This window comes from Microbacterium ureisolvens (assembly GCF_019511645.1).
Lineage (GTDB): Bacteria > Actinomycetota > Actinomycetes > Actinomycetales > Microbacteriaceae > Microbacterium > Microbacterium ureisolvens_A.
The window spans coordinates 71,114-87,623 of record NZ_JAEUAX010000005.1 but is presented as its reverse complement, the minus strand read 5'-3'; the positions used below and the strand labels follow the sequence as shown (position 1 = coordinate 87,623).

Here is a 16,510-nt window from a genome sequence, read left to right as displayed (position 1 = left end):
CGGCGGCGATCCCGCGGATCGCGGTCAGGCCGCGGCGGGCACGGGGCTCAGGACGACCACCGGCGTCTGGCGGCTGCGCAGCGCCGCGTAGGCGTCGAGGTCCGCATCGCCCTCGAGGGTGCGCCACACGGCCCATAGGCGTTCGCGCTCGGCGCCTGTCGCCTCGTGGGCAATGACGTCACGGGTGCCTTCGGGAAGATCGACGGATGCCGCGGGCCGGGCCTGAAGGTTCAGCCACCACGCCGGCGGCGGATCCCCCCACCCGTTCATCGCGAGGGTGACGAGGTCGGGGCCGTCCTCGAAGTACCCGAGGATGGCGACGCGCGGGCTGCCCGACCGGCGGCCGACCGTGTGCAGGCGCATCATCCCGTAGACGGTGGGGGAGGGATGCCGCAGCCCCACGCGTCCGCCGGTCACCCGGTACAGCGCGCGATGAACGACCCACGCGGTGCGGATGAACCAGCGCGGCGGGATCCGGGCCGGGTTCCGCGGCGCCTCGATCGGACGAGGCGAGGGCTCGGGGGCGTTCATGACTCCGATCCTGACGCGCCGCCACCGTGCGGGCAATCGGCCGATCGGCCAGCATGTGCGGCCGATCGGCCGAGGCTACAGTGACGGGTTCGGGGCGTGTGCCGGGCGTTCGGGGCGCGCGCTGTGCGCCCCGAACGTCCGTACTGCGACCCAAACCCCGATCACACGCACAGAGCCCCGGTCGCGAGGCGGCCGGGGCTCCGGGGCCCGACGGGGTCAGGCGGTGACCGGGGCCGTCTTCAGCAGCGCCCGTGCCGACGTGCTGCGTCGGCGCGCGACCGCGAGGATCGTCGCACCCAGGCCGACCAGCGTCCACACCACGAGTCCGGCGATCGCCGCGCCCAGGCCTGGCGCCGAGGTGAGCGCGGCGAGCATGCCGTTGTAGGCGGGGCCGGTCGGCAGCAGCGCCGCGACGCTCGAGAGCACGCCGGGCACCGTCGAGACGACGCCGGTCGCCACCGCGAAGACGCCGATCAACGCCGAGATCCATCGCCCGGCGCCGCCGAACACGGCGATGAGCGCCTGGTTCACGGCGGCGAACGCGACTCCCGCGACAACGCAGACCAGGGCGAACACCCACCAGTCCGCCCACGTGTACGAGGCGGCGAGCTGCACGACGCCCGCGACCAGCATTCCCTGCACGGCGCCGAGCGCGGCCGCCGGGGCGAACGAGCGCAGGGCGAGCAGCGCCGAGGGCTTGCGCGACGTGAGCGCGCGACGCGAAACCGCCTGCAGCGCGACGAATGTGCCGAGGCCGCCGAACCATAAGGCGAGGGTCGCGAGTAGCGGGATCGCCGAGGCGCCGAAGAGCGACGTTCCCACGCCCTCGGCCTCGACGGGGTTCGCCACCACGGTGGCGAGGTCGGTCGCCTCGTCGTCGGTGTACGACGGGAGGGAATCGGATGCCGTGGCCAGGCCGGTCGCGAGCTCGCCGGCGCCGTCCGCCAGCTGGGCCACGCCGTCGGCGAGGCTGGTCGCGCCGTCGGCGGCCTGGGTCGCACCGGAGGCGAGCTGCGACGCGCCGTCGGAGAGGCCGCTCGCACCGCTCTGCAGGCCGGTGACGCCTGTCGCGAGCTGGCCCGCCCCCGCCGCCGACTGGTCGATGCCGCCGGCGAGCTGGGTGATGCCGCCCGCGAGCGCGCCGACGCCGGCGCCGATCTCACGGAACTGCCTGGCGAACTCCGCGGTCACGCCGGTGTTCAGCTGGGCGATGCCGTCCGCCGTGTACTTCGTCAGAGCCACCGCGCCGGGATTCTCCACCGGGTCGGTGCCGTTGAGGATCGCCGACGTCTTGCCGGCCGAGGCCACTGCGGCTCCGAGCTGAGCGCAGAAGTCCCCGGGCTGCGCGCAGGAAGCCGCGAGCTTCTGCAGGTCCTCGAAGTTCGCCTTCGCCTCCGCCGCCGCCGCAGCGGTCGCCGCATTCGCGCCGGTGGCGACCTGCGTGAGCCCGTCGGGCACGACACCCGTCTGCTCCAGCGTCGCCGCGCCCGTGTTCACGCCGTCCGCGATCTGCTGAGCGCCGGCCGCGGCCTCGCGCGTCTTGCCGGCGATGGTCGTCAGCCCCGACTGCAGCGAGGTCGCACCGCCCGCGACCTGGCCGGCGCCGCTCGCGAGCTGCGAGGCGCCGTTCGCGAGCTGCTCGTTGCCGTCCGCGAGCTGCGAGATGCCGTCGGGGAGCTGTGCCGCGCCGTCGGCGGCCTGGGTCGCACCGTCGGCGAGCTGCTGCGCGCCGTCGGCCGCGGTGCCGAGCTGGTCGCCCAGCGTCGTGAAGCCGAGGAAGACATTCTCCAGGTACACGGTCGACAGCTCGGTGCCCATTGTCGATGCCGCGGCGGAGGCGACCTGCGCCGTGATGGCGTCGTCGACGATGAGGCTGTCGGGCGGCGTCGTCACCTCGATCGTGGCCTGCTCGGGCGTCTCACCGGGCCGGGTCGACAGGGCGGCGGCCGTGAAGTTCTCGGGGATCGTGATGACCGCGGCGTACGTGCCGTCGGCGAGACCGGCCGCCGCGTCGTCCGCGTTCGAGAGCGTCCAGGTGAGGTTGCTCTCGAGGTCGTCCGAGCCCTCGACGAGCCCGGCGGTGAGCTGGCGGCCCAGTGGCACCAGCTGCCCGTCGACCGTGACCGGCTCGTCCTCGTTCACGACGGCGGCGGTCAGGCTGTCGAGCCGCTCGACCGGGTTGTACAGCGCGGCCACCAGGATGCCGCCGATCACGACGGGCAGCAGCAGCACGCCGATCAGCGTCACCCACGTGACGGGCCGCGTCGAGCGGGCGCGCTCGACGGCCGTGGTGATCCAGTTCGGGGTCATGCGTTCACCTCTGCGGTGGGGGTGGTCTGGGTGGTGGCGGAACGCAGCGTGATCGAGGTCACGTCGGGGCGGTGCGCGTCCGCGAGGAGGGCGAGGGCGGCGCTCTCGGTGCGGCCCGTCACGACGAGCGTCAGCCGCTGGTCGCCCGCCGCGAGCGCCGCCGCGGCGTCGCGCAGGAGAGCTGCGGCCTGGTCGCGCTCCGCGTGTTCGAGTGCGTCGACGCCTTCGATCACGACGAGGCTCGCCTTGCCGGCGAGCGCGCGGCGCAGCGCCGGCACGCGGTCATCGGCGTCGGCGAGGAGCGCCAAGCCGACGTGCGCACGCACCCAGGCCCCGCGCTCGGGGAGCAGGTGCCCGGCGACGCGCAGGCGTCCGTCGGTGGTGGCGAGCCGCGCCGCGATCGTGAGCGCGAAGGCCCGTGCGGCGCGGGGGTCGCCGGTCGCGATGAGCGTGCCGCCGGGCTCGACCCGGAACGCCGCGTCTTCGAACAGCACGACCTCGCCGGCCGAGCCGCCCGCGTCCGCACGCACGGCGACGCCGTCGCCGACGACCACCGCCGTCGTGTCGGGCTCGGGCCACTCCGCGAGCGACAGCTCGCGCTCCACGGCCTCGCCCTCGATGTCGAAGTGCGGCAGGACCCGCTCGAGCCAGCGCGGCATCCACCACGCCTTGTCGCCGAGCAGGGTCATGACCGCCGGCACGAGCGTCATGCGCACGAGGAACGCGTCGACGGCGATGCCGACGGCGAGGCCGAGCGCGATGGGCTTGATCGACGAGTCGCCCTCGGGCACGAAGGCTGCGAACACCGCGAACATGATGACGGCCGCCGCGGTGACCACACGCGCCGAGGCCGTGAAGCCCGATCGCACCGCGCCCACCGCGATGTCACGGCCGCCGCGCGTCGTGTGGCCGCCGGCGGCGCGGCGGGCGTGAACGTAGTCCTCGCGCATGCGGCTGACGAGGAAGACCTCGTAGTCCATCGCCAGTCCGAACAGCACGCCCATGAGGATGATCGGCATGAAGCTGATCACCGGGCCGGTGCGGTCCACGTGCAGGAGGTCCGCGCCCCAGCCCCACTCGAAGACCGCCGCGACGACGCCGAACGCGGCCATCACCGACAGCAGGTAGCCGAGGGCGGCCTTGATCGGCACCCAGATCGAGCGGAACACGATCATGAGCAGCACGAGCGACAGGCCGACGACGAACACTCCGAACGGCAGCAGGGCGGCGCCCAGGCGGTCCGAGATGTCGATCCCGACGGCGGTGAACCCGGTCACCTTGAGGTCGACGCCGTACTCCTCCTCGAGCTCGGGGGCGAGTGCGCGGAGGTCCCGCACGAGCTGAGCGGTCGCCGGGTCATCGGGAGCGGTCTCGGGCACGATCTGCACCAGCCCGGTGTCGGCCGTCTCGTTCGGCGTCGCGAGTGCGACCTCCTTCACGCCCGGCACCTTCTCGATCTCGGCCTTGAGGTCGGCCATGAGCCCGAGCGGATCCGTCGACGTCACGATCGTGCCGGTCATGATGAGCGGGCCGTTCGACCCCGGCCCGAAGTGCTCGGCCGTGAGGTCGTACGCCTGACGTGCCTGGCTCGACTCCGGCTGCTGACCGGCGTTCGGCAGGGCGAGCGCGAGGCTTGCGGCCGGGATCGCCATGACGCCGAGGGTGACCACCACGGCGACGGTGGTGACGATGGGGTGCCTGGTCACCAGCGTGACCCAGCGGTTGGTCCGCTTCGTCGGCGCGTGGTCCGCGAGTGCCCCTTCGGCGCCGTCGGCCGCCTCGACACCGGAGTCCGGATTCTCGTCAGCGTTCTCGGCCTCGGGCGTCGTGGAACGGCGGGCGCCGGGCAGCGGCATCCCTCTCCGCTTCCTGCCGTGGCCCCAGCCCGCGACGCGGTGCTTCGCGAAGCCGAGGAGGGCCGGCGTCAGCGTGATCGCGACGACGACGGCGATCGCGACGGCCACTGCGGCGGCGATGCCCATCGTGGTGAGGAACGGGATGCCGGCGAAGCCGAGGCCGATGAGGGCGATGAGCACCGTGATGCCGGCGAACACGACGGCGGACCCCGCCGTGCCGGTCGCGCGCGCGGCGGACTCCTCGGGTTCGACGCCCACGCGCACCTGGTCCTGATGTCGCGCGACGATGAACAGGGCATAGTCGATGCCGACCGCGAGCCCCAGCATGATCGCGAGCATCGGGGTGGTCGACGAGACCGAGACGAACGCCGTGGCGACGAAGATGAGCGCGATGGCGAGGCCGACGCCGATCAGCGCCGACACGAGCGGGAACCACGCCACCGCGAACGAGCGGAAGGTCACGATGAGGACGAACAGCGCGATCAGCACGCCGACCGCCTCGATGAGCGACAGTGCGGGTACCGAGCTCGAGAAGAGATCGCCGCCCATGGCGACCTGCGAGCCTTCGGGGAGCGTCTCGCGAAGGTCGTCGGCGACGTCTTCGAGGCCTTGTTTCGTCTCGTCGGAGACGTCGGTGGACTGGCCGTCGAACTGCAGGCGGATGATCGCGGCGGACTCGTCGTCCGACACCATGCCGGTCACCATCTCGTTGAAGGGGTCGGTGACCGCGATGACGCCGTCGAGATCCTCGAGGTGGGCGACGGTGTCCTCGATCGCGCCCGCGTACGGCTCCTCGCCGACCCGGTCGCCGTCCGCGGTCACGATGACCAGCTGCGCGCTCGTGCCGCTCGCCTGCGGGAAGCTGCGGTCGAGCAGCTCGATGCCCTCCTGCGCCTCGGTCCCCGGGATCGAGAACGAGTTGTCGGTGCCGCCCAGGTGCGGAATCGCGAAGCCGAGGGCGATGCCCAGCAGCATCAGCCACGAGACCAGCACCCGCCACGGGTGACGGTAGGTCCAGCGGCCGAGCGCGTACAGAAGAGTCGACAACAGCGCCTCCGGTTACGGGTGGAGAGTTCGGGAACCGTCGATACAGCGCTGTATCGGATACATGAGTGTATCGTAAAGCGGGTTGCCTGCCCGAACCTGTGTAGTGCGTGTGAGACTGGACGAGATGGAGGATCGATGACCGACACCCCCGTGGCCGAAGCGACCAGCACCTCGCCCCGTCGCGAGGCGACCCGGCAGAAGCTGCTGGATGCCGCCGCCCTGGTGTTCGCGGAAGTCGGCCTGGACGCAGCATCCGTCGAAGCGATCTGCGAGCGCGCCGGATTCACGCGCGGCGCCTTCTACTCCAACTTCGAGACCAAGGACGAGCTGATGCTCGCGCTCACCGAGCGGGTCGCCGGTGAGAAGATCGACGAGGTCGCCGAGCGCGTCGCCCAGCTGCAGGAGCGTGGGGAAGACCTCGAGCCCGGCGCCCTGGTGCGCCAGCTGCTCGACGTCGCATTCGACAAGAAGCAGGGCATCCTGCTGACGAGCGAGATCCGCACCCGCGCCATGCGTGATCAGCGGCTGGCCGAGACCTACCTCGCGTGGCAGACCGGCATGGTCGAGCGCGTCGGCTCGTTCATCGAGGAGCTCGCGCTGACCTACCGCTTCCGCCTGCGCGTGCCCGCCCAGGAGTTCGCCGGCGTCATCCTGCAGACCTGGGAAGACACGTCGGCCTACGCCATCATGTCGGGCCTCAGCACACCCGAGATGCAGGCCCTCGTGAACGAGCGCACCGCCCGCCTCGCGACGGCGCTGGTCGACCCCCTCTGACCCGCTAGCCGCGAAGGACCGCGTAGCAGCGGCGCACCCGGTCGAGCCACCACTGGCGGCGGGCGACGGATGCTGCATGCTCGGCGAGCAGCGCCGGGTCGGGGGTGACACGACCCACCGTGAGCAGGCCGGTGCGCGGCGTGAGCGGCGGGTCGACGACGTCGGACGTGAACAGCGACGCGGTGCCGAGCCCGCAGTCGTAGTCCAGCTCGGGGAGGGCGGCCGCCAGCGCCACCCCCATCGAGAGTCCCACGGAGGTGTCGAGGGCGCTCGACACGATGGCGGGGAGCCCGGCCTCCTGCACGATCTCGAGCGCCCGGCGCACGCCGCCGAGCGGCTGCGCCTTGATCACGAGCAGATCGGCCGCCCCGGCCCGTGCGACCGCGAGCGGGTCGGCGGCCTTGCGCACGCTCTCGTCGGCAGCGATCGGGATGCCCATGTACTTCACACGTCGGCGGAGCTCCGCGAGCTCCTCCACGCTCGCGCACGGCTGCTCGACGTACTCGAGGTCGAACTCGGCGAGCGCATGCACCGCGTGCTCGGCTTCGTCCACGTTCCACGCGCCGTTGGCGTCGACGCGGATGCGCCCCTCGGGCCCCATCGCCTCGCGCACCGCACGCACGCGCGCGACGTCGTCAGCGAGCACCTGGCCGGGCTCTGCCACCTTGACCTTCGCCGTCCGGCAGCCGTCGAACCGCGCGAGCACGGACGGGACGGATGCTGCGGCCACCGCCGGCACGGTCGCGTTGACGCCGATGACCTCCCGGCGGGCGGCGGGTCGCGGCATCCGCGAATCCTCGATGGCGGCAGCCAGCCAACTCGAGGCCTCGGCGTCGTCGTACTCGGTGAAGGGCGAGAACTCGGCCCAGCCCTCGGGGCCCTCGAAGAGGAGCGCCTCGCGAACGTCGATGCCGCGGAACCGTGTGGCCAGCGGCAGCGCGACCACGTGCGCGGTGTCGAGGATCTCGGCGAGGTCCGGCCAAGCTGCTGCACTGCTCACCCCTTCATCCTGTCCCAACTCAGCCGAACAGCGATGTGTCATTGACGATAGTGTGTGACACACAGTATGGTGTGATGCATGAGCGAATCCGAGATCCTCGAGACGCACCTGCAGGAGCTGCGGCGCGGCACCATCGTGCTGGCCTGCCTGCGGCTGCTCGAGACGCCGGGGTACGGGTACGGGCTGCTCGAAGAGCTGGGGGAGCGTGGCTTCCCGACCGACGCGAACACGCTGTACCCGCTGCTGCGGCGCCTCGAGAAGCAGGGCTTTCTCACGAGCGAGTGGAATACCGACGAGTCCCGCCCGCGCAAGTTCTACCGCACCAGCGCCGCCGGGCTGCGCCTGGCGGGCGCCCTCACCGACGACTTCCGCGCGATCGCCGTGGCGATCGACGCCCTCCCCGACTCCGACGATCAGCACTGAGGAGAACTGACATGACCTCCACCGCCACCTTCACCGACCGCTACGTCGACGCCGCGATGCGGACCGTCCCCGAGGCGCAGCGCGCCGACCTCGCCGCCGAGCTGCGCGCGTCGATCGACGACCAGATCGAGGCCCGCATCGAGCAGGGCGAGCAGCAGGGCGACGCCGAGCGCGCCGTGCTCATCGAGCTCGGCGACCCCGACAGGCTCGCCGCGCAGTACACCGACCGCCCGCTGTGGCTCGTCGGGCCGCGCTACTTCCTCGACTGGTCGCGGCTGCTGAAGCTGCTGCTGTACATCGTGCCCGCGTGCGCCGCGTTCGGCGTCTCGCTCGCGATGGTGCTCGACGGCGCCACGTTCGGCGAGATCATCGGCGCCCTCGTGCCGCTGGTGCTCTCGGTGGTCGTGCACCTCGCGTTCTGGACGACGCTCGTCTTCGTGATCCTCGAGCGCACCGGCCACGAGACGATCGACGGCCAGCGCTGGACGCCAGACCAGCTGCCCGAGCCGCGCCAGAAGGGTGCCGGTCTCGGCGACATGATCGCGTCGCTGGCGTTCCTCGGGATCATGGCCGGGGTCGTGCTGTGGGATCTGTTCGTCGGATTCGTTCCCACCGAACCAGGGCTCTCCTTCCTCGACCCGGAACTCTGGCCGTGGTGGATCCTGGCGCTGTTCGCCGTCATGGCGCTGGAGGCCGTGCTCGCGATCGTCGTCTATGCGGTCGGACGCTGGACCGTCGGCCTCGCCGTGGTCAACGGCATCCTGAACCTCGTCATCGCGGTGCCGGCACTGTGGCTGCTCTTCGAGGGGCGCCTCATCAACCCCGCGTACTTCCCGACGATCATCTCCGACGGCGCCGCCGAGGTGGGGCAGATCCTCTCGATCATCGGCGGCTTCGTGATCGCGGGCGTCGCGATCTGGGACACGGTGGATGCCGCGCTCAAGGCCGCGCGTGCGCGCGGGGGCTCGTCGCGGGTCCTCAGCTGAGGACGCCTCCCCGGATGCGGACTGCAACCAGGTCTGCGGTCCGCATCCGGGCGCATTCCCTCGAACGAGGCCGACCCCCTCGGGCCGGCCCTACGCTTTCCCCATGCCCCTCCTCGATACTCCCGTGCGCTTCGGCGTGCAGCTGCAGCCCCAGCACGCCCCCTACTCCGCCTTCCGCGACGCCGTCCTCCGCCTCGAGGAGATGGGCGTCGACATCCTCTTCAACTGGGATCACTTCTTCCCGCTGTCGGGCGACCCCGACGGGCTCCACTTCGAGTCGTGGACGATGCTCGCCGCGTGGGCGGAGCAGACCGAGCGCGTCGAGTTCGGTGCCCTGGTCAACTGCAACAGCTACCGCAACCCCGACCTGCAGGCCGACATGGCCCGCACCATCGACCACATCTCGGCGAAGGACGGCGTCGGCCGCTTCATCTTCGCGACCGGCTCCGGCTGGTTCGAGCGGGACTACGAGGAGTACGGGTACGAGTTCGGCACGGCCGGCTCCCGCCTCGACGACCTCGCCGCCGCGCTCCCGCGCATCGAGGCGCGCTGGCAGAAGCTCAACCCGGCGCCGACCCGCGACATCCCGGTGATGATCGGCGGCTCGGGCGAGCAGAAGACGCTGCGCCTGGTCGCCCGTCACGCCGACATCTGGCACAGCTTCGTGCGTCCGGATGGCCTGCCCCACAAGCTCGACGTCATCGAGCGGTGGGCCGAGCGCGAACAGCGCGACACCTCCGACCTGGTGATCTCGAACGAGCTGCAGCGCCGCGACGAGGCCGTCGCCGACGAGCTCTACGAGGCCGGCGTGCGCCTGTTCACCCTCGGCTTCCAGGGCCCCGACTGGGATTACGACCTCATCCGCCGCTGGCTCGCGTGGCGCGACGCCAAGAACGCCTGACCCCTTTCTCTGACGGATGCTGCCGCCCGGCGCACTGCGCCGGGCGGCAGCATCCGTCACGAACCGGACCACAAGACAGGCCCGCGACTAAAATCGCGGGGGTGACCGCAGCACCGCCCGCACCCCGGTTCGCCCTCGACATCGACGGGGTGCCCAGGCCCGAGCGCTCGCAGCTGCTGCTCGACGGCGTGCGCGAGCGGGTCGTGATCGCCGACGGCGCAATGGGCACGATGCTCCAGCGCTACGACCTCTCGATCGACGGCGACTTCCAGGGCCTCGAGGGCTGCAACGAGATCCTCAATGTCTCCCGCCCGGACGTCGTCGGGGAGATCCACGACGCGTACCTCGCGGTGGGCGTCGACGCCGTCGAGACGAACACGTTCGGCGCGAACTGGTCCAACCTCGACGACTACGGCATCGTCGATCGCATCGCCGAGCTCGCCCAGGCGGGCGCGCGGATCGCCCGCGACCGGGTCGAGGCCGCGGAGGCCGCGGACGGCCGCGTGCGCTGGGTGCTCGGTTCGATGGGTCCGGGCACCAAGCTCCCGAGCCTCGGGCACACCACGTACGACAACCTCAAGCAGACGTTCGCGCTGCAGGCCGAGGGACTCATCGACGGCGGCGCCGACGCGTTCCTGGTCGAGACCAGCCAGGATCTCCTCCAGACCAAGGCCGCCATCAACGGCTGCCGTCAGGCGATCGTGAGCCGCGGCATCCGTCTCCCGATCTTCGTCGAGGTGACGGTGGAGACCACCGGCACCATGCTCATGGGGTCGGAGATCGGCGCGGCGCTCACGGCCATCGAGCCTCTCGGGGTCGACGCCATCGGCCTCAACTGCGCCACCGGCCCGACCGAGATGAGCGAGCACCTGCGGCACCTGTCGAAGCACGCGACGGTGCCGATCGCCTGCATGCCCAACGCCGGTCTGCCCGTACTGGGCGCGAACGGCGCGCACTACCCGCTCACGCCCGTGGAGCTCGCGACGGCGCACGAGCAGTTCGTGCGCGAGTTCGGCCTCGGACTCGTCGGCGGATGCTGCGGCACCACGCCCGAGCACCTCGCCGCGGTGGTCGACCGCCTGCGCCCGGTCGGCGGGGCCGAGGCGCGCCGCCCGGAGCTCGACCCGGGCGTGGCGTCGCTGTACCAACACGTGTCGTTCCAGCAGGATGCCTCGTACCTGGCGATCGGCGAGCGCACCAACGCGAACGGCTCGAAGGCGTTCCGCGAGGCGATGCTCGAGGAGCGCTGGGACGACTGCGTCGAGATCGCGCGCGACCAGATCCGGGTGGGCGCGCACCTCCTCGACGTCTGCATCGACTACGTCGGCCGCGACGGTGTCGCCGACATCCGCGAGGTCGTCTCGCGCTTCGCCTCGGCGTCGACCCTGCCCCTCGTGGTCGACTCGACCGAGCCCGCGGTCATCGCCGCCGGGCTGGAGCTGATCGGCGGGCGGCCGGTCGTCAACTCCGTCAACTACGAGGACGGCGACGGACCGACGTCGCGGTTCGGCCGCATCATGCCGCTCGTGAAGGAGCACGGCACCGCTGTGGTCGCGCTCACGATCGACGAGCACGGCCAGGCCCGCACCGCCGACGGGAAGGTGCAGATCGCGTCGCGGCTCGTCGACGAGCTCGTCGGCGAGTGGGGGATGCGCGTCAGCGACATCATCGTCGACTGCCTGACGTTCCCGATCGCGACCGGCCAGGAGGAGACGCGCCGCGACGCGATCGAGACGATCGAGGCGATCCGCCGGATCACGGCGAAGTACCCGGGCATCAACACGACGCTCGGCGTCTCGAACGTCTCGTTCGGCCTCAATCCGGCCGCCCGCAGCGTGCTGAACTCCGCGTTCCTGCACGAGGCGGTCGAGGCGGGCTTGACCTCCGGCATCATCGACGCCGCCAAGATCGTGCCGCTCGCGTCCATCTCCGAGGAGCAGCGCAAGGTCGCGCTCGACCTGGTGTGGGACCGTCGCGAGTACGACGCCGACGGCAATGTCACGTACGACCCGCTGGCACGGATGCTCGACCTCTTCGCCGGCGTCGACACCGCGGCTCTGCGCAACCAGCGCGCCGCCGAGCTCGCCGCGCTGCCGGTGGGCGAACGGCTCGAGCGCCGCATCATCGACGGCGAGGGCAAGGGCCTCGAGGCCGACCTCGACCTCGCTCGCGAGGGCGGGCTCTCCCCGCTGCAGATCATCAACGACCACCTGCTCGAGGGCATGAAGGTGGTCGGCGAGCGCTTCGGCGCCGGTGAGATGCAGCTGCCGTTCGTGCTGCAGTCGGCCGAGGTCATGAAGAACGCCGTGGCGCTTCTCGAACCGCACATGGAGAAGTCGGACGCCTCGGGCAAGGGCCGCATCGTGCTCGCGACGGTCCGCGGCGACGTTCACGACATCGGCAAGAACCTCGTCGACATCATCCTGACCAACAACGGGTACGACGTCATCAACCTCGGCATCAAGCAGCCGATCGCCGACATCATCGCGGCGGCCGAGGAGCACGACGCCGACGTCATCGGCATGTCGGGACTGCTCGTGAAGTCGACGGTCGTGATGAAGGAGAACCTCGAGGAGCTCACCTCGCGGGGGCTCGGCAAGAAGTGGCCGGTGATCCTCGGCGGCGCGGCGCTCACGCGCGCGTACGTCGAGGACGACCTCGCCTCGCTGTTCGACGGCGAGGTGCGCTACGCCCGCGACGCGTTCGAGGGGCTCGCGCTCATGGAGCCGCTCGTCAAGATCGCGCGCGGCGCCGACCCGGCATCCGTCGGGCTGCCGGCGCTGAAGAAGCGCCGCCACGCGGCCGGCTCCAAGCTCACGCTGACCGAGCCCGAGGCGATGCCCGCGCGCTCGGACGTCGCATCCGACAATCCGGTGCCCACCCCGCCGTTCTGGGGCACCCGCATCGTGCGCGGCCTCGCGCTGCACGATTACGCGGCGTTCCTCGACGAGCGTGCGACGTTCATGGGTCAGTGGGGTCTGAAGCCCGGCCGCGGCCAAGACGGTGCCACGTACGAGCAGCTCGTCGAGACCGAGGGTCGGCCGCGGCTGCGGTACTGGCTCGACCGCATCCTCGCCGAGGGCATGCTCGACGCCTCGGTCGCGTACGGGTTCTTCCCTGTCGTGTCGGAGGGCAACGACGTCGTCGTGCTGCACCACGGCGACGACCCCGCAGGGGCGCTGGGCGCCGCCGGCCTCCTCGCGCCCGACGGCGGATCGGGCGGCACGCTCGGCAGCGACCGCCTGCGCTTCCACTTCCCGCGCCAGCGGCGCGACCGGCACCTCTGCCTCGCCGACTTCGTACGCGCGCGCGAGTCGGGCCAGGTCGACGTGATGCCGGTGCAGCTCGTGACGGCGGGTGCCAACATCGACTCGGTGACGGCCAAGCTCTTCGCCGAGGACAAGTACCGCGACTACTACGAGCTCAACGGACTGGTGATGCAGCTGACCGAGGCGCTCGCCGAGTTCTGGCACGCCCGCATCCGGTCGGAGCTCGGCTTCTCGCACGAGGACCCCGCCGACACCGCTGGCCTGTTCAAGCTCGAGTACCGCGGCGCCCGCTTCTCCCTCGGCTACCCCGCGTGCCCCGACATGGAGGACCGCCGCAAGGTCGTGGAGCTCCTCCGCCCCGAGCGCATGGGCGTCGAGCTCAGCGAGGAGCTGCAGCTGCACCCCGAGCAGTCCACGGACGCCTTCGTCTTTCACCACCCCGAGGCGAAGTACTTCTCCGTCTGACGGATGCCGCACGGGCCCTTCACGATAGGGCAGCGGCGTTTTCTCGCCGCGCGCCCGCGGGGCGCGAGCGTGTCGCCAGCGGCTTGGTGCGGCGCAGGGCCGCGAGGATCGGGCGACCGACCACGACAAGTCCGATGACCGTGGTGATCGCGCGGAGCGTGTCCCAGCTGAGGGTCGAGGTGACGAGGGAGTAGAGCAGGAAGCTGGACAGGTTCACCTCCAGCGACGCGCCGCCGTCGTACGAGATGCCGGTTCCGTAGCCGACGGCGAACGGCCAGAACCACAGGTTCATCAGGAGGCCGAACGCGTACGAGGCGACGACGCCATAGACGCTGAGCATCGCGATCTCCCCGGCGCGCGTCGCGCGCCGGGGGAGGACCCCTGCGATCGCGCCGACCCAGGCGCACGCGAACATCTGGAACGGGGTCCACGGGCCGAACGTGCCGGTGATGAGGGTGGACAGGGCGATGGTCGCCATGCCGAGGAGCATGCCGAACCTCGCGCCGTACGCGCGGCCGGCGAGGATCAGCAGGATGAACACCGCCTCGACGCCCCCGACGCCGGTGCCCGCGATGCGCACCGCCGCGCCGATCGCGGCGAGCGTGCCGAGGAGGGCGAGCATGTGCGCTGAGCGGACGCTGCCGTCGAGCGTCGCGACGACGACGAGCGCGGCGAGCGGCACGAGCGCCAGCGCCGCGACCGGCACGGCCGCGGATGCCTGCTCGGGCACCGCCGTCGCGACGAGCGGCCAGCAGAACGCCCCCAGCGCCACGAGGTTCGCGGCCGCGAGCGCGAGGAGCGGCAGACGGCCGCCGAGGCGGAGGCGGGAATCGCCTGAAGCGGTGTCTCCTGTTCGCAATTCAGGGTTGTTCGCAGCATCTGCACCCGCGGGACGACGTTCCCGCCTTTCATCCTGAGTTGCGAACGGGGCGCGCCTCGTCGCCGGCGCGGACAGACCCCGATTCGGGAGGGGGACGGATGCCGCGGCCAGCACTCCCGCCCGCATCGCCAGGGTGCGGTCGGCGCGCGCGCTGAAGTCGGGCTCGTGCGAGGCGACCAGCACGGCGGTGCCGGACGCGGCGAGCGAGGTCAGCGCGGCCCAGACCATGTCGCGGGCGGCGGGATCGAGGCCGCGTGTCGGCTCGTCCACCATGAGAACGCGCGGCGAGCCCGCGAGCTGGATTGCCAGCGCGAGGCAGCGCCGCTCACCCGCGGAGAGGTCGCGCGGGTGCTGCGCCATCCGCGCCGCGAACGCGGGGGAATCGGGGTCGAGCCCGAGGAAACCGGCGAACCGCACCGCAGTCCCCGTCGCCGCGCCGGGGTCGCGGCGATCCGCCCGGCGGTCCGGCCGGCGGTCCGCGCGGCGGTCCGGCCGGCGATCCGCCCGGCGGCACTCCGCCGCGACGGTGTCGGAGACGAACAGGTCGTCCGAGGCATCCGGAACCAGCGCCACGCGTCCGCTCGCCTCGACCGCCATCCCACGCCCGGGGAGCGCGAGCGCGCCGAGGAGGCTCGACTTGCCGGCTCCGTTGGGTCCGACGAGGGCGACGATCTCGCCGGCCCACAGCTCGACGTCGGCATCCGCCACGGCCACCGTGTCGCGGTGGCGCACGGTGACTCCGCGCGCGCGCAGCACGCGCTCCCGGGTTGCTGCCGGTTCGGGGCGCGTCCCGAACGTTCGGGGCGCACGGGACGCGCCCCGAACGTCCGCCATGCGCCCCGAACCTGACAGGGACTCCACGGCACCCACCACGCCGTCGTCGATCCGCAGCACCGTGTCGGCGACCCCGGTGAGCGCCTCGACGCGGTGCTCCGCTACCACGACGCACATCCCGGCCTCGTGCGCGAGAGTGTCGAGCAGCCCGGCGATCCGCACGCGGGCGCCGGCGTCGAGGTCGGCGAGCGGCTCGTCGACCAGCAGCAGAATGGGGTGCTCGACGATCGCGGCAGCGATCGCCACCAGTGTCGCCTCTCCCGCCGACAGCCCCCGCGTGGGGCGATCGAGCAGCGCCGTCACGCCGACGCGTTCCGCGATCTCGGCCACGCGGGAGGCGGCGATCACGGGCGCGACGCCGCGCAGCTCGAGCGAGAGCCCGATCTCATCGCGCACGCGCTCGGTGGCGAACGCGTCGCGCGGATGCTGCAGCACCACGCCCACGCGCTGCGCGAGGTCGCGCGGGGGCACCGCCGCGCGCTCGTGCCCGACGACCCGCATCGACCCGGTGATCCCGCCGCCGTCCGTGTGCGTGTGCAGCCCCGAGATCGCGCGGAGCAGCGTCGACTTGCCCGACCCGGTCGACCCTGCGACGAGCGTCAGCGTGCCCGCCTCGAGCGCGAGCGAAGAGGGAAGACGGATGCCTCGTCCCGCCCCGCCGTCACCGAACCCGATCTCCACCCTCTCGGCCTCGACGGGCGCCTGGCAGTCCCCGTCGAGTCCGCGCCCGGCGAAGCCGCGCAGCTCGAGCGCCGCGGCCACCGCCCCGGCGCGCTCGAGCGTGCGCTCGAGCAGGGGCAGCAGCATCCGTGCCCCGCCGCGCTCGCCGCGGAGGCGCTGGGCGAACCGCACCGCGCGGGCGCCGTCGGCGAGGGAGGGAAGAGTGGCCGCGGCGATCGCGAGCGCTCGGGCGATGCCGCGAAGGGGGCCGCGTCGCGAGGCTCGCGCGAAGACCCGATGCAGGTCGACGACGGCGTTCACGACCCCGAACGCCAGGATCGCCAGGGCGATCGGCAGGGCGCTGGCCGCGGCATCCCACAGTCCGTCGGTCGTGACGGGGCCCAGCAGGACCACATGCGCGAACGGCGACGGCAGTCGCACCGCCGGAAGATCCAGCAGGACGAAGCCGTCGCCGTCGGCGCCGTGGAAGAGGATGCGGTACGCGACCCGGGCTGCCACGAACCCTGCGGCGAGGATCGCCGCGGCTCGCAGGGGACCGGGTCGGAACGTCATG

10 protein-coding genes are annotated in these 16,510 nt (G+C 72.0%); 5 read left to right on the top strand and 5 right to left on the bottom strand.

The annotated features are described in order from the left end of the window. Positions 1-24: 24 nt before the first annotated feature. From JNB61_RS10575 to JNB61_RS10565, 3 genes are all read right to left on the bottom strand, one after another. On the bottom strand, positions 25-531 hold the full coding sequence (locus JNB61_RS10575; RefSeq protein WP_220339590.1) for a nitroreductase/quinone reductase family protein: 507 nt from the start codon (positions 529-531) through the stop codon (positions 25-27). A 216-nt stretch (positions 532-747) separates the two neighbouring features. Continuing rightward, positions 748-2,841 (bottom strand): YhgE/Pip family protein, encoded by a 2,094-nt coding sequence (locus JNB61_RS10570; protein ID WP_220339589.1) that lies wholly within the window; start codon positions 2,839-2,841, stop codon positions 748-750. Further along, a complete protein-coding gene (locus tag JNB61_RS10565) occupies positions 2,838-5,744 on the bottom strand; it encodes an MMPL family transporter (RefSeq protein ID WP_220339588.1) in 2,907 nt (968 codons plus the stop codon). Before JNB61_RS10565 ends, JNB61_RS10570 begins: the two co-directional genes overlap by 4 nt. 135 nt (positions 5,745-5,879) lie before the next feature. Here JNB61_RS10565 and JNB61_RS10560 point away from each other — a divergent pair, with 135 nt between their 5' ends. Then, positions 5,880-6,518, top strand: coding sequence for a TetR/AcrR family transcriptional regulator (locus tag JNB61_RS10560; protein ID WP_220339587.1), 639 nt, complete (start codon positions 5,880-5,882; stop codon positions 6,516-6,518). Between the two features lie 4 nt (positions 6,519-6,522). Here the strand turns inward: JNB61_RS10560 and JNB61_RS10555 are convergent, their stop codons facing one another. After that, a complete protein-coding gene (locus JNB61_RS10555; protein ID WP_308291251.1) occupies positions 6,523-7,518 on the bottom strand; it encodes an o-succinylbenzoate synthase in 996 nt (331 codons plus the stop codon). A gap of 78 nt (positions 7,519-7,596) precedes the next feature. On the opposite strand from JNB61_RS10555, the gene JNB61_RS10550 reads away from it, so the two are divergent. The 4 genes from JNB61_RS10550 to metH all read left to right on the top strand — a co-directional run bounded on the left by JNB61_RS10550 (position 7,597) and on the right by metH (position 13,562). Continuing rightward, entirely contained in the window at positions 7,597-7,941 is a 345-nt protein-coding gene (locus tag JNB61_RS10550; RefSeq protein ID WP_159842227.1) for a PadR family transcriptional regulator, read from the top strand. An 11-nt stretch (positions 7,942-7,952) separates the two neighbouring features. After that, complete coding sequence (locus JNB61_RS10545; RefSeq protein ID WP_220339585.1) at positions 7,953-8,927, top strand: permease prefix domain 1-containing protein; 975 nt, start codon at positions 7,953-7,955, stop codon at positions 8,925-8,927. Between the two features lie 103 nt (positions 8,928-9,030). Next, positions 9,031-9,828, top strand: a complete 798-nt coding sequence (locus JNB61_RS10540) for an LLM class F420-dependent oxidoreductase (protein WP_220339584.1) — start codon at positions 9,031-9,033, stop codon at positions 9,826-9,828. A 101-nt stretch (positions 9,829-9,929) separates the two neighbouring features. After that, a complete protein-coding gene (gene metH / locus JNB61_RS10535) occupies positions 9,930-13,562 on the top strand; it encodes a methionine synthase (protein ID WP_220339583.1) in 3,633 nt (1,210 codons plus the stop codon). A 19-nt stretch (positions 13,563-13,581) separates the two neighbouring features. Here the strand turns inward: metH and JNB61_RS10530 are convergent, their stop codons facing one another. Continuing rightward, on the bottom strand, positions 13,582-16,509 hold the full coding sequence (locus tag JNB61_RS10530) for an ATP-binding cassette domain-containing protein (protein WP_220339582.1): 2,928 nt from the start codon (positions 16,507-16,509) through the stop codon (positions 13,582-13,584). Between the last annotated feature and the right edge of the window lies 1 nt (position 16,510).